Source organism: Flavobacterium terrae (assembly GCF_900142035.1).
GTDB classification, from domain to species: Bacteria; Bacteroidota; Bacteroidia; order Flavobacteriales; family Flavobacteriaceae; genus Flavobacterium; species Flavobacterium terrae.
On the sequence record NZ_FQZI01000003.1, the window covers coordinates 427339 to 440946 of the forward strand.

Below are 13608 nucleotides of genomic sequence, written 5' to 3' on the forward strand. Positions count from 1 at the left end.
AGTTTAGTATGAATTAGATTTCTCTCCGCTTTTTTTCACTACTTTTTGAGATGCATTCACCACAATACTTTTCTCAGTAGTACTCAGTTGAGCCGATTTGGCAATTTCAGTTCGTTCTGACGTTTCGGACTCTCTATTTCCTTTAACTATTTCTAATAAGCTACCCATCACGTTAATTAAATAGTTTTTACCTACTGAAACATTATGAAACGCACCTGCTATTAAATTTTTATTAGATCCAGCTGTTTCTGTTATATCATTTCCGGCAGAGATAGATATATTTTGTCCCGCATCAATTCTCATATTTTTACCAGCCGTTATACTTATATCATTAGGCGCATTCACGCTAATATTTCCTTGTCCATCCATAAGCCAAGTGTTGCCGCTTGGGTCTTCGATGAAGATGCTTCCTTGTGCATCGTTAAAAATCATCTTGGTACCTGAACGGGTATGGATGACTTTCTGGTCGTTTCCTGCAGTGTTGTATCCTGAGATTTCTTGTCCGTTGTATTGGGTTCCTATGATGAATGGCTTTTCTGGATTGCCGCCTTCAAAGGAAACAAAGACTTCTTCTCCAATCTCGGGAATAAAATAAAATCCTTTGCCCGAGCCTGCATGTGGTGTTACCAGTCGAGTCCAATCGCTTTCGTGTCCCCAAAAGAATTGTACTCTAACCCTTCCCATACCTTGTGGATCATTGTTATCGGTTACTACGGCACCTTGAGTTTCTGCTTTTGGATATACTAATGGATTCGTGTATGGTGGCACTTTAACATCTCTTGGTATAGATTCAAACTGACACTCGTAATGTCCAAATCCTTTAGAATAATGTTGGACCCCTGTTGCTATAAAATCTCCTGATATGCCATCTTTACTCACACTAAACATACCTCCTATTTGCAATGGAATTTTACTCAGTCCTGAGTAGGTAAGCACATTGGCTTCGATGGCTTGTTGGTTTAGCTCTTGTATTCTTTTGATATCTTGTGAATCATTTGCATTACTGGCAAAGGAATGATTGATATTACTCCTGTCAAACACACTACTCGAGGCTTGTTGTGCATTTTGAGAAATATAACTTTGGGTATTGTTTTGAGGTTCTAAATTTTGAGAACTAATCTCTGAAGCTATGTTATAATCATAGCCTTTATAAGAAACTTTTTGAGATTGTAAACGACTAGTCACTTTGAAGTGGTGTAAGTTTACACCGTTTTCTAATGCCGCTTTTGAGGTTTTTAATTCTCCAAATCGTAAATAATCTCCATCGTAAAACATCCATTCGCCATATTGAACAGCTAGACGTTTTAAAAACTGAAAATCGGTTTCGTTGTATTGCACTATATAAGGCAATACGGTTTGGCACTTTGGATTAATGTCCATACCTGTCAAAACTCCTTTTACTATGCTCTCATCTATTTTATGCACAATTTCATTGAGCATACTTGAGAAATGGGTTTGACTTTGTTTGATTTCATCCAATAGTATAGTAGGGCTTTTTCCAACTATTTGGAACCCTTTTGAAGCGCCATCATTATCCAAGACTTCCATCTCAGAAATAATGCCCTTAAAGTAAACATTCTCCCCACGAGCAGCATCCTTAAGCGTGATAACCACTTTGGCTCCCATATATTTTTTAATGAAATCCGCCTGACTCTTAAAATCCATTACCACATCTCCTATCCTCCAGGTAAAACTAAAAGAATGATGTCCTAGTAATTGCTGATTAATCACTAAATTATAATAGACAACCGGTTGCGAAAAGCTTCCTATTTGAATGCTAACCTTGTCAACCATTGCATCAGTAACTTTTTTAATAAGGCTATTAACGGTACTCATGGGCTTATGTTTTTATATGATTGTAAAGCCAAAAACTATTTTGACTCGTGTATTTTTCTAATTTTGGAGTGATTATAAATCCAATGACCACGGTTTTCTTAATACCGCTCCACTAAAATCTATATCTTTAGCTGATAGAAGGATCTCTATTTGCATAGGTACTTCATTGCTAGAACGAAAGCTCTCATGAAAATTGATACAAAAGGCTTTCTCAAATTTCAATTCTTTCATTTTTGACATCGCATCGCGTCTAAAAAACGTGATTTTACCGTTTTTTGTCTGCGTACTGCTAATCATCCACTTCATAAAATCGACACTCTTAGTAGATTCAACAACTAATCTAATATTACCTCCTTGAGCTATGGTTTGAGGCTTACCGTTATGATCGACTTCTTGTGTTATATGAAGGTCAAACTCTAATACATTATAGGTTTCCCCATCTAATTCCAATTTTGCTAAAAAAGACATACTAATTTCGATTTAGGTGATTGTTGATAAAATTTGTCGAAACAACGGGATAAAGTTTGGGGCCTTTATCCCAGTGTATTCCGACATCACAAATAAGAACTTATTAATTTATAATCCCTTGACAGATTATACCCATTCGTTTTCGTAAACTCCTGTTCCCATTTCAATCTTTCTTGCTGAAATAGTGAACGATTCTGTTAATGGATTTACTCCTGTAGAATCAAAGTTTTCTCTGTGTTTTACTAAGTAACCTTCAGTGAATTTTAATTCTTTTAAGGTAGCATCGCTATCTCTTTTGAAGAATTTAACGCTTCCATCTTTACGCTCAAAACTGTTTGTCATCCACTCGAATAACTCTGTTGAGCCTGTGCCTTCGATTGTTAATTCAATTTTACCACCTCTTGTTACTGTGGATGGACGACCTGTTGCATCTGTTTCTTGAAATAAACCATAGTTTACATTCAATACGTTGAATTCTTTTCCCCCAACGCTTAATCTTGCTTTAAATGACATAATAAAAAATATTTAAATAATTAATAAATAAAGACAATACAATTCCGCAAAGCATACAACAATGCCTTGACACTAATGATGGTTAAATCACGATTTTTGAAATACTATTTTTTTCCTGAAAATTAAATAACCGAAAGATTATCGGTTACCCTAAAGTGAGAAGTCCTGCAATCCTATTCATCTGTACTTGAATTTAATGTGAAATAAATAATATACCAATCAGATCATAAATATCACTACAATTGTAAGAATTATATTTCAAATAAAAAAATATTATGTAGATTTTTTCTTACTTTTTAATAAAATTAATTTTAAAGCATTGTTTTTACAGAGTTTTTACAACTCATCAAATGCTTCAAATCTTTAAGATATTCAAATATTGGTAACCCATAACTCATAATTCATAACTCATAATTCATAACTCATAATTCATAATTCATAACCCATAACTTATAAGTAAAAATGGCTTGGTAAAAAGTAATAGATGTGATTTAAAAAAAAGAAATTAAGTAAGTCGTTTGTTTATATAAAAACAATGATAAAAGGTATTATAGGATTTATTTTTAGTAATACATTCTAAAACCCATGGCCCTACAAAGAGCATATTGCTTTTCAAATAAAACCTCAACAAGATCCACATTTTCATCATACTCTTCGCTAAGCGCAAAGTACAAATTGTCTAAAACAGTACTTAATATAGGTGCAGGATTACCATAACCCGAAATAGCTTTGGCACCAGTAACATCTAGAAAGTATTGAAACGTTTCATCTTCTAAATCCAATTGAAAGGTGTTCGCAAAATGAATAATTTTTCCCTTAAGCTTTCCCTCAAATAACTCGGCAATCTCTTCAAAGCTATAGTAGTAATTGTCAATTTTCAATTCGTTATCACGACCTTCAAATACTAAATAGATAAAAGCATAATCCTTATAATGTTTGTCTTCATAAACGAGTGTTCCTATACTTTCTTCAAAGCTTTCAATACTATCACACGTATTATACACATTAGTAATTCCGTAGCCCAATGCTAAAGTCTCAAGCGCAGGTACAATAACACTTTTGTGTAGCACAGTAGCATCAGGGACAGATTCTAAACAATAGATATATTTATTTAAAGACATAAACAGTTAATATACTTTAGACTATAATCACAAAGAATAAATCTTCATTTTTTGCTAAAAGTAACCAATTAAAGGCATTATTAAAAAATTTATCTCCCATAAATTGGGTATAAAATCAAAGTGTTTTTCTTATTTATTTATAGGAATAGTCCTAATAAAAATAATTCTACTTCATTACATCTTTGCAAAGTAAGCTTACAAACTAAAATACTAAAAACACTAAAAAATGAGAAAAATTATTTTTACAAAAGTACTATTACTTTTTTGCGTACTTATAAACGCACAATGTGTAATCAACAACGGAACATTAAACAGTAGCTGCATTGGAGATGGTTACAACACATCAAATCAATGTGTATCCAACTGGTTAGCAACTCATGGAACACCTACTGCTATGGGAACCGTAGGAGGAAACACATGGGTTTGGCTTTGGTCTCATAGTAATACAGGAGAAGGAATCAGAACAAGTTATAATTTTCAATCAGGAAAAACTTACTTGATTTCGTTTCGAGTTAGAGCCACTACAAATATCAGTAATCCAAACTCGACAGTCTTAAATTCAAGGCTTAATGTTAGAGCTGCTTCTGGTCTAAGTAGTACAAATGCTACTGGAATACCTAATCCTACAAACGTACAAACTATCTGGAGCGAAACGGTAGCCAATGTAGGTTCGACATGGAGAACCATTTCGTTATTCTATACACCCACAAGTAACTTTTCACAATTATGGTTATATCCTTTAATGACTGCCGATTCAGGTGCTAATAACAGCGCGCAAATCCAAATGGAAGTCGATGACATAACGGTAAATTCAGCTATAAATGCTTCATTATTTTTTCAAAATGCTGCTGGAACTCGTAAAACCGACTTTTGTCCAGGTGAAGATGTATACATGAATGGGACCAATTCGATTGATGAAACACAATACTATATAGACATTTGGAGAAGACCAATAGGTTCTACAGGAGCATTCCAATGGCAAACACAATTAGGTACAAACGGATGGACTTTAGGGCAAGTAGGTGTTTTAAATCTATCTAACCTATTTGCAGCGCAAAACTATTTTTTTGTGGATGGATTTGAATACCAAGTAAAATTAGCTGTAGGGAATTCATGTGTTCCGTGGGTAGAAGCTACAAGAACATTTAGAGTGCTTTCAAACAATGCATCACCAGCATTTACATTTGTTAGTTCTTGCGCTCCTAATGGAACTATAAGTGTAACAGCAAATGCAACAGATACAACTACAGGTCTTAACCACTGGTGGGCATTAATGGAATCAAATGCGCAGGGTGCTACATCAGATGCGGCAACAATTGGTCAAGTAGGACTTACTCAAAGTGGCAATACAGTAACTTTCACAGGTCTTAGCCGTACAAAATTTTATTACATCAAACATGGGGTGTATAGTACATGTGTAAACTGGACAGAACAACGCACTGCTTTACCACAAAATGTAAGTTGGTCAAACTATACTACTAACTTTAACTTAGCGCCTAGTAGTAATTTAAATGGTAATGTAACAGTAACAGCCGCTGCTCATAACAATCCCGTATTTGTAAATCACCACTGGTCTATTTTTTATGCACCTAATGGTTCTACAACTGGTAATAGCAATGTCCCTGGAAATCCAGATCAATGTTGTACAAATGCCTCTGCAACGTTTAGTGCTAATTTAGTGGTGAACCAATGGTATTATATCAAACACGGTGTTTGGAACGATTGCATGCCATGGAATGAAACCCGTAAAGCGTTTAGAGTAGTCATTCAAGGATTATTAGCAGACGGATCTCCTAACTATGCAATAGAAGAATCATTAACTGATGAAAAAACTAAAGCAAGACAAGCTAACGAAACAGTTACTCAAGAAGAAACTGTACTCTATCCTAACCCAGTTACAGTTGGCGAAAAACTTACGTTTACCACTGCTGGTTATGAAGTAACTGAAGTAAAAACGATTGATTATACTGGAAACACTCGTATTTTACCTTTTAGTAAAACTAATGATAAAGCTATCGAAATGAGTGTATCAAATCAGTACAAACCTGGTATTTACACCTTAAAATTATCTTGTAAAGAAGGCAAAGTAATTACTAAAAAATTAGTGATTAAGTAAGTAGAGTTCTTCTATTATAAATCCTTTCTGAGTCAATTACTTAGAAAGGATTTTTTAGTTTAAAATTTACGGTTTTTCCGTAAATAAAAAGGGTGATTTTCCCGTACCTTTTGTAAGAAAAAACAACTTACTTTAACCATCAATAAACAAACTAAAAAACGACATGTTATGAAAAATTTTGCAACTAAAATAGCCTTAGTTTTATCCACGGCTATCTTTTTTCTTTCCTGCGATAAAGCAGAAGAAGAACAACTAATCACCACCAACAAAACAGAAAGTCAGAAACAACAAGAAGTGATCTCGCAAGCCTTAGCACCTTGTTCGACAGTGTACGCCTTAGTATTATCAGGCTCGAGCGGTTCGCCCGTTCCTGCTGGATTCGCCTCTACAATCTTTAAAGTCGACTTGTGTGCAAGCCCTACGGCTTACAATTTTGTATCACAAATTACTGTTGGTGGTGTATTAGTTCGTTCAGTAACAGGACTATGTGACATGCCTGGCGTACCAGATTTTGCTTGGGCCGTTACAGGTATGAACTCAAACTTTCCAAGTAAATTATTGCGTGTACAAATCTCTACAGGTGCCGCTAGTGTAGTAGCTACTACAACAGTACCGCTACAGGATATCGAAAACTATGGAAACACTGGATTATTTGTAGCCATTAAAGAAGGCACTTCGCAATTAATGAAAGTGTCTGTACCAGGTGGTGTATGTAGTGTATTTGCGCCTCCGGGTCCTACTTCACAATACAACGGATTAACAGTAGTTGGCAATAAATTTCATGCCATTTCAGGTACAACCAACTTGATTTGCAGTCCAACTCTTGGTGATATTTTTGAATACACTACGGCAGGCGGACCTTACGTTGCTAAATATTCGTATAAAAATCTAACGGCTAATTCAAATTGGACTATGAAAGAGTTAGGATTTCATTTTGATGCATGCTGTGGTAAACGATGGACAGTGGGGAGTTCATCAGGACGTATTTCACACAACACAAACATTACACCATGTGTATTGCCTAATCCTACCTTCTTGTTAAATACGACCACTACAGGTCAAAACTACTGGTATATTTACGATTTTATGGCGAAGATTTAATGTGATCTACAACCAATTAAAAACATCCTAACCTAGTTTGATCTCACTACGTTAGGATGTTTCTTTTTTTATAAATCAAAACAGAATTATTCAGTATATTCTGCTACAACCTCAGCATCAAACTCCATGTGGTCTTCCACCTCAGTGGCTGACTCTGGTTTAGAATTTTTAAGGGCATTAAACTTTTCGATTTGTTCTAACCCGTCTTCTTCCCCACTAAAGTAAGGGAAAACATCCATAATAGGAGATTCCGAAATTGAAGGTATTGTATAATCCCCCATTGTATTCTTCATCGCATACATAGTATTATCAAAAGCTTCTTTAATATCATTGGCTTGAACTAGCAAATAAATATTTGTTTTGCGTTCCTTCCCACTCTCTTCGTCATACGCTGTTAAAGCTACTTTAGAACGAAACCAACGGTCCGAATTCTCAAACGGATGAATCTCATTGTAATTGGCCACCTTGATATTGGTAATCTTAAATTCTTCGCTTACATAGCTCATCATTTCCTGCGTAATCCTTGACTCGGCTTCTGTGTACGATAAGGCATCTACCAGATAAGGCTCTGTGGTTACCTTTTGTACACCGTTTTCATCTACTTTTCTAAATTTAACTTTACATTCATACCAAGTTGCACTCATAATTATTTTTTTAAGGAGGGCAAATGTAATTTTTTTAGAAAAAGAATGGACTACTTTTTAGAAAGAGATATTCACAAAATACGAGTTAAACTAACCCCAAAAGCGGTCAAAGACCCTTTTGGCGGTTAAGACCTTTTGGCGGTTAACCACATCATTCAATGATAATACTTTCTATCTGGTTAAAATGCTGCATTTGACTATGATAATATTTGAAATTTTCCAAGTCTCCATATACCTTAATAACCTCACCTCTATTCAACTTCGTTTCTTTAGTTGAAGTCACTGTAAGATACGAACTCCAAGGATACTCGATCATCGAATCAACTAAACCATGGTGCACTGGATTGTTATGAATATAAAAAATTAATTTTTGGAAGTACTTTTCTGAGTCAACCAGTTTTCTTTCAAATGTCGATTCAAATAAACTACCTGTTCTTTTATAGCGTTTATTAATGGCTTGTGTATAGGCATTAAACAAATGACCAAACTGCCGTGACGGATTTAAAATTCTAGGATTATCTAAATTCCCTTTTTTTAAGGTAATCTTGGCAACTTCTTCTTTGTCCTTGATACGAACTAAAAAATGAAAATGATTCTTAAGCAAACACCAAGCATATGTCTCTGCTATTGGGTCGATATATTTATCGTATAATCTTAAGAAATGATTATAATTATCCGTTTCAAAAAATATATCATTCCTGTTATTCCCTCGATTGTAAATATGATAATACTGACCATATTCGATCGTCTGTTTTAATTGTGGCATTGTTAACTATTTTAATCATGGCTTTTACTAATGACCAATTTAAGGTTTTTTATTGAATATTTTTTTCTTTTCAACTCCGATAGCAGTTGAAGACTCTATCGGCAGTTAATCTTTCCGAACGAGCCCCAAAAGCGGTCGAAGAACCCCAAAAGCGGTCAAAGACCCTTTTGGCGGTTATCCCTACCCTTAACCGCTTTCTAAATCAACCAACTGATTAAAAGATTGACTTCTGGCTACCTATTCTCAAAAGCGGTCAAAGAACCCCAAAAGCGGTCAAAGACCCTTTTGGCGGTTATCCCTACCCTTAACCGCTTTCAAAGTCTACCGACTACTGAAAGGGTTCGGCAATTGCTGAAAGATTTCCGTGACGTTGAAGATCACTCACTATTATAAACCCTAAGATTCCCTCAAGGTCGATCTTAGGGGTGTAACAAACAACAAGCCCCTTAGATTTTCACCTAAGGGGCTTACTTTTAGCTTTTACTTAAAACACAGAGTCTGAAAGCTAAAATAGTACTACTTAATTAATGCCTGAGCAAAGTAAAGGTCAGTGTTTCCATAACCCCTATTGTAACAAATACTGATACCTCCCTGAAGCTTCCAACCTTGCTTTAATAAAGCTGCAATCTCTTCTTCTAGTTTAGACTCATAAGTCGCAGTAATAATCTTGTATTCCATAGCAATTACTTTTTAGGAGTATTACCTCTACGTGGTCCAGATGGCATTCCTAGTTTTTTACTAGGATAGTTAGGATTAGTTTTTGGAGATGGAGTACTCGATGGAGTGGCTGGTTTACTTCCTGACTTCACTGCAGAATTTGTGCTTTTCATTCTAAATAATTTTTTAAGTTCACACAAAGCTTATGCTTTGATGATTCAAATGTTTACTTTTTAGGCGAGATAGCACAATGTTGGGAAATATCAGCCGTAGCAGAATAACAAAACCGAAAACTATAGTAACAAGAGCGGTTATTTTAGGATTTTTTTGAGCGCAGAAATATAATTTTCAGAAACTGGAAGATGCCTTACCACAGGCAAATTTTGAACTCCATCAAAAATTTCTACTGCAAGGGTTTCTCTTTTTTTATCAAAACTTTTAATGTGATGCTTGTTTACACGATACGATTTATGAATGGTGACAAACTGCGATTTTTGCAATCCTATTTCCTCCATTCGCGTAAACGAAAAGTCAATTAGCTTTTCTGGTTTTTGATGGGTAAAATGAATCATCTTATTATTCGACTCCGACCCATTTTCTTTATCCGAAGACAAATAAACTATACTATTCGTTGCAATTTTTGTCCTCCCCTTTTTACCCAAATGCAAATGCACATAATCGATAGCACCAAAAAACTGAATCTCTTTAAAAAAACGACTCATGGTTTTGATGAATTCATCACTAGTAAATGGTTTGGTAATGTGCTCTACACACAAGCCAAACTCTCTTTTTAGAGTTTCAATCTCTTTAATGTATTGGGGTACATTACTACTGGCAAATAGTACAGGTAGCTTTAACTCATAGGCCACCTCCATACCCGTCATGTACGAATCTCCTAAATTCAAATCCAGCACCAGTACCTCAGGCATCGTTTTTTTTACTTCCTCCATAAAGATTTTTGCACTGGTACACGCAGTAACAACCATAGTGCTATCTACGCTTTTTAAGTAATTGCAATTGCTTTGCAATTGTTCAGGATTGTCGTCGAGTAAAGCTATTTTATTCATTTTTTGAAGTTTCAAACCATTTAAGAATCGTATTTCCTATTTCTTCATCTAATCTACCCTCTTTGAAAATAGAAATCTTACCTAAACTACACTGATGATGGTCTTTCACATTTGGAGTTTCCTGAAATGCAACAAAATCTTTTTCGTTTATCTCACTCGAGATAGCGTTTGTAGGATAGAGCAACATTGCTTTTTTACTGTTCCAATATTCATTGTACACATACATTTGGCGTAAATCTTGTGTGGATGGTTTGGATTGATCGATATTCTTCCACTTGGTGTCAATGATATAGTTTTCGTTTTCTCCTTTTGATAAAACTATATCTGGGCGAATGGCAATATTTTGCCAAAAAGGTTTGGAATTTTGCCCTATGATCGTAAAACCTTTTTTCTCTTGGGCACGTTGCAACCGCACCAAAATGTATTGCTCCCATAAGACATTCATATCAAAAAGTAGTGCCAACATATTTTCGGAGCCTGTTTTGACGTTTGGTGCGAAATTCAGGATGATGATCCGAGCAATTGCCAATGCCGTTTCATACGGTGCTGTTTTCCTGTCGTGAGGGATTTGCTCAAAGGTTTTAGCGCTTACCTTGATTGTTTTTACTTCAGGAAAATCCAGTTGGACTTTTTTACATGTACTGTACAAATAACTCCCCTTAGTGAGCGAAGCAATAATCTCTAAAGCGCAAAACAACACCTGATGCAATAAATGGTCCTTATCATATACTTGGTGAGTGGCATAAAACCGTTCTTTATGCACCACATTTTTTGCGATATGCCCCGCAAATTCGAGTTTGCCTTTTAAGGCTTTTACCTGACTGGTTTCTTTATAATATTGTTTGATGAGTCCCTGATGGATGAGTTTTTGGACCTCAGCTAAAAACCACTCAAAGTAAATATCTAGCAAATGTTTCGATTGTGTGGCTACCGATGCCTCATCCTTTTCTTTAATCTTCAAACGCTTAGTTACTCGAAGCATCTCTATCAATGCCGCTTGCCATTTTATTTTGCTACTTTCCGAATCCGATTCGTATTGATCTATTTTGGGTAAAATTTCAATGACTAAACCATCCACTTGTAGAACACCCACATAGTTTTTGAAGGTAATTTTATTTACTCCTATGGTAAAATAATTGCCTTTATGAATCTCATTCAATTTGACCAAGGCATTAAAATGCGCTTTTTTAAAATGATGTCCATTATATTCCTGCCCACAAATTAAGGTGGAATATTCAAAAACTTGTATGCTTTTAGGTTTACTCATTTGAACCTAATAAATTGATTGCTTTTTGTATATCAAAACCCTTTTTAACAGCAAATTCCGTTTGAAGTTCTGGTTGCTCTAGTCCCACCGACAATTTTGCAAACTTGACTTGATTGTCCTGTGGCCTCTTAATCTCCACAAACCCCTCGCCTAATACCAGCGCTATTTTTTCGTAATCGTTATAAAAATATTCTTGCAATAATGGGATAATATTATTTTTGAAGGTATTCTCTAAATCTTCTAAGGAATTTACATTGATAAAATACGAATGCCCTATGGTATGATCACGGTCTAAAAGTAGTTCGATGCGCTTATTTATAGTTTTTAAAATCTTCGATAAATCTAAAGAAAAACTAAAATCTTTAAAATAATCCAATTTAGTCTTATCGTCAGATTCCTTCATAGTTTCCCAAATATCATTTTTCTTTATATTAAAATCATCAGGGCAACCAAAAACCTCAAAAAAGGACTTCTCTTTTTCCATAAACTCCTTATTCTCCCAACGAACATCTTTATATTCCCATAACAATTTACAATACAAAGCTGAGGGAGTTAGCAATTCTGTTTGTGGCATCATTTCCTCAAAACTAAAACGTCTTCTGAGTGCTGTATCTAAAGCTTCTACACTTCTATCAGCAGTGTTCATCGTACCAATGATATACAAATTAGGTGGCACTCCAAATAGATCTTTACTGTAAGGCAAGGTTACTTCTAGCGCTTCATCATTGCCTAAGCGCTTGCTTTCTTCAATAAGCGTAATCAATTCGCCAAAGATTTGAGAGACATTACCACGGTTAATTTCGTCGATGATAAGAACGTAGTTTTTGTTATTTTCACTCTCCCCCTTAACTAATTTGTAATTTGAAGTTAAATAATGTAGTATCCCTCTAATATAAGTTGGATTGTATAACTTATCGTAATTATTAGTTTCAAATGCAATTTGCATATTACTAATGTTTACAGGATACCAAGGATTATCCTTTGATGAGTTATGAGGTTGTACATAAAAAACATTTGTTCCTCTATAAATCACATCAAAAGAAGAGTTTGGAGCATTTATTGTTAGAGCTTGCTTACCATCTATTTCTGAAATATCTTTTTTAAAGGTTTCAATCACAGCATCAAAATTGCCATTTTTGGTTCTAGCTTTATGACAAATTTGTTTAAATAGACCATCTTCGATTTCGTAATGTACTGTATTGTTAACTGTTTTAGGCTTTATCCCCTCAATAAAATCTTCATACGACATACTTTGATGAAAGGTCGTAAAAACGATTTGCTCTTCTTTTACCAACCTATCAAACTCATCTTTCAAAACTTTACGGTCGTGCTCAAGATTAAAACTAGGATTACAAATTTCAATTGCTTTGTTAATGGTGTGATAAGTTTTACCTGTTCCTGGAGGACCGTATAAGATTTGATTTAGCATTTTGTTTAGAGTTTTAGGTATAATATTTTGAGAGCTATCTATTGAAATAGGTAATAAAGTTTTTTTAATGGCTAATATTCTTTTTAAATCTTTTTGAAATTCATTTTCACTTATTAGATATTTGTCTTTAATATCAAAATCTTCAATCAATTTCAAAGCATAATTTCTAAAATCAGTTATATAATAATTTAAATTATTCCAAATGTCATTTTGATTATCAAAAACTTTTTGCCCGTTATTTTTACTATTTAATTTGAGATTTAAAAATTTAGCAAGCATTCTATGGAATTCTTTCTCTTCGAAAGTTGTTATTCCATCTTTAAATGAAATTTCTATATAATTGTTAAGCGAACCATCTTTTTTAAAACTAATAACAAATCCAATTGTTTTAATTTTTCGAGCATTGTCACCTCGGTAAAATAGTGGAACATATATATAATGAGATCCTTGAAACCATTGACCAGTAGCTAGTCTTTTCACTCCCTTAGATTGCGCGCTATCTCTTTTTCTTAAAGAAAAAGTAAAATCGGGATTGTTTTTTTTAAATTCTAAAAGATAATCCAAAATCTCATTTGATAGCTTAAGAATTTTATTTTGTAGTTCAGACATTATCAAATATTATT

Annotated in this window: 13 protein-coding genes; 2 read left to right on the top strand and 11 right to left on the bottom strand. The window is 34.5% G+C overall.

The annotated features are described in order from the left end of the window. Nucleotides 1-3 precede the first annotated feature (3 nt). From BUC09_RS09915 to BUC09_RS09930, 4 genes are all read right to left on the bottom strand, one after another. On the bottom strand, nucleotides 4-1836 hold the full coding sequence (locus tag BUC09_RS09915; RefSeq protein ID WP_084127190.1) for a type VI secretion system Vgr family protein: 1833 nt from the start codon (nucleotides 1834-1836) through the stop codon (nucleotides 4-6). 72 nt (nucleotides 1837-1908) lie between these two features. Next, nucleotides 1909-2304: a type VI secretion system tube protein TssD gene (tssD, locus tag BUC09_RS09920; RefSeq protein ID WP_073310798.1), complete on the bottom strand. Its 396-nt coding sequence runs from the start codon at nucleotides 2302-2304 to the stop codon at nucleotides 1909-1911. A 126-nt stretch (nucleotides 2305-2430) separates the two neighbouring features. Beyond that, on the bottom strand, nucleotides 2431-2817 hold the full coding sequence (tssD, locus tag BUC09_RS09925) for a type VI secretion system tube protein TssD (protein ID WP_073310800.1): 387 nt from the start codon (nucleotides 2815-2817) through the stop codon (nucleotides 2431-2433). A gap of 563 nt (nucleotides 2818-3380) precedes the next feature. Next, complete coding sequence (locus BUC09_RS09930) at nucleotides 3381-3938, bottom strand: DUF6642 family protein (protein ID WP_073311090.1); 558 nt, start codon at nucleotides 3936-3938, stop codon at nucleotides 3381-3383. 226 nt (nucleotides 3939-4164) lie between these two features. Here BUC09_RS09930 and BUC09_RS09935 point away from each other — a divergent pair, with 226 nt between their 5' ends. After that, nucleotides 4165-6054 (top strand): T9SS type A sorting domain-containing protein, encoded by a 1890-nt coding sequence (locus BUC09_RS09935; RefSeq protein ID WP_073311092.1) that lies wholly within the window; start codon nucleotides 4165-4167, stop codon nucleotides 6052-6054. Nucleotides 6055-6222: 168 nt separating this feature from the next. Then, the gene (locus tag BUC09_RS09940) at nucleotides 6223-7155 is read left to right on the top strand and encodes a hypothetical protein (RefSeq protein ID WP_073311094.1); all 933 of its coding nucleotides are present in this window, start codon (nucleotides 6223-6225) and stop codon (nucleotides 7153-7155) included. A gap of 86 nt (nucleotides 7156-7241) precedes the next feature. Here BUC09_RS09940 and BUC09_RS09945 read toward each other — a convergent pair whose 3' ends face one another. The 7 genes from BUC09_RS09945 to BUC09_RS09970 all read right to left on the bottom strand — a co-directional run bounded on the left by BUC09_RS09945 (nucleotide 7242) and on the right by BUC09_RS09970 (nucleotide 13594). Next, nucleotides 7242-7799: a DUF4494 domain-containing protein gene (locus tag BUC09_RS09945; RefSeq protein ID WP_073311096.1), complete on the bottom strand. Its 558-nt coding sequence runs from the start codon at nucleotides 7797-7799 to the stop codon at nucleotides 7242-7244. A gap of 151 nt (nucleotides 7800-7950) precedes the next feature. Then, the gene (locus tag BUC09_RS09950; RefSeq protein ID WP_073311099.1) at nucleotides 7951-8565 is read right to left on the bottom strand and encodes a transposase; all 615 of its coding nucleotides are present in this window, start codon (nucleotides 8563-8565) and stop codon (nucleotides 7951-7953) included. Nucleotides 8566-9081: 516 nt separating this feature from the next. Beyond that, the gene (locus BUC09_RS09955; RefSeq protein WP_084127192.1) at nucleotides 9082-9243 is read right to left on the bottom strand and encodes a DUF1737 domain-containing protein; all 162 of its coding nucleotides are present in this window, start codon (nucleotides 9241-9243) and stop codon (nucleotides 9082-9084) included. A gap of 5 nt (nucleotides 9244-9248) precedes the next feature. Next, complete coding sequence (locus tag BUC09_RS14850) at nucleotides 9249-9395, bottom strand: hypothetical protein (RefSeq protein ID WP_200778486.1); 147 nt, start codon at nucleotides 9393-9395, stop codon at nucleotides 9249-9251. Nucleotides 9396-9533: 138 nt separating this feature from the next. Next, nucleotides 9534-10289 (bottom strand): LytR/AlgR family response regulator transcription factor, encoded by a 756-nt coding sequence (locus BUC09_RS09960; RefSeq protein WP_073311101.1) that lies wholly within the window; start codon nucleotides 10287-10289, stop codon nucleotides 9534-9536. Then, nucleotides 10282-11556, bottom strand: a complete 1275-nt coding sequence (locus tag BUC09_RS09965) for an McrC family protein (RefSeq protein ID WP_073311103.1) — start codon at nucleotides 11554-11556, stop codon at nucleotides 10282-10284. The genes BUC09_RS09960 and BUC09_RS09965 overlap by 8 nt, the downstream gene beginning before the upstream one ends. Beyond that, entirely contained in the window at nucleotides 11549-13594 is a 2046-nt protein-coding gene (locus BUC09_RS09970) for an McrB family protein (RefSeq protein WP_073311105.1), read from the bottom strand. The genes BUC09_RS09965 and BUC09_RS09970 overlap by 8 nt, the downstream gene beginning before the upstream one ends. Nucleotides 13595-13608: the final 14 nt, after the last annotated feature.

Excerpts from the sequence above, each read along its gene's own strand:
- BUC09_RS09940 (WP_073311094.1), top strand. The coding sequence starts at position 6,223 with ATGAAAAATTTTGCAACTAAAATAGCCTTAGTTTTATCCACGGCTATC.
- tssD (WP_073310798.1), bottom strand. The coding sequence starts at position 2,304 with ATGTCTTTTTTAGCAAAATTGGAATTAGATGGGGAAACCTATAATGTA.
- BUC09_RS09935 (WP_073311092.1), top strand. The coding sequence starts at position 4,165 with ATGAGAAAAATTATTTTTACAAAAGTACTATTACTTTTTTGCGTACTT.
- BUC09_RS09945 (WP_073311096.1), bottom strand. The coding sequence starts at position 7,799 with ATGAGTGCAACTTGGTATGAATGTAAAGTTAAATTTAGAAAAGTAGAT.
- tssD (WP_073310800.1), bottom strand. The coding sequence starts at position 2,817 with ATGTCATTTAAAGCAAGATTAAGCGTTGGGGGAAAAGAATTCAACGTA.
- BUC09_RS09915 (WP_084127190.1), bottom strand. The coding sequence starts at position 1,836 with ATGAGTACCGTTAATAGCCTTATTAAAAAAGTTACTGATGCAATGGTT.
- BUC09_RS14850 (WP_200778486.1), bottom strand. The coding sequence starts at position 9,395 with ATGAAAAGCACAAATTCTGCAGTGAAGTCAGGAAGTAAACCAGCCACT.
- BUC09_RS09955 (WP_084127192.1), bottom strand. The coding sequence starts at position 9,243 with ATGGAATACAAGATTATTACTGCGACTTATGAGTCTAAACTAGAAGAA.
- BUC09_RS09965 (WP_073311103.1), bottom strand. The coding sequence starts at position 11,556 with ATGAGTAAACCTAAAAGCATACAAGTTTTTGAATATTCCACCTTAATT.
- BUC09_RS09970 (WP_073311105.1), bottom strand. The coding sequence starts at position 13,594 with ATGTCTGAACTACAAAATAAAATTCTTAAGCTATCAAATGAGATTTTG.
- BUC09_RS09960 (WP_073311101.1), bottom strand. The coding sequence starts at position 10,289 with ATGAATAAAATAGCTTTACTCGACGACAATCCTGAACAATTGCAAAGC.
- BUC09_RS09930 (WP_073311090.1), bottom strand. The coding sequence starts at position 3,938 with ATGTCTTTAAATAAATATATCTATTGTTTAGAATCTGTCCCTGATGCT.
- BUC09_RS09950 (WP_073311099.1), bottom strand. The coding sequence starts at position 8,565 with ATGCCACAATTAAAACAGACGATCGAATATGGTCAGTATTATCATATT.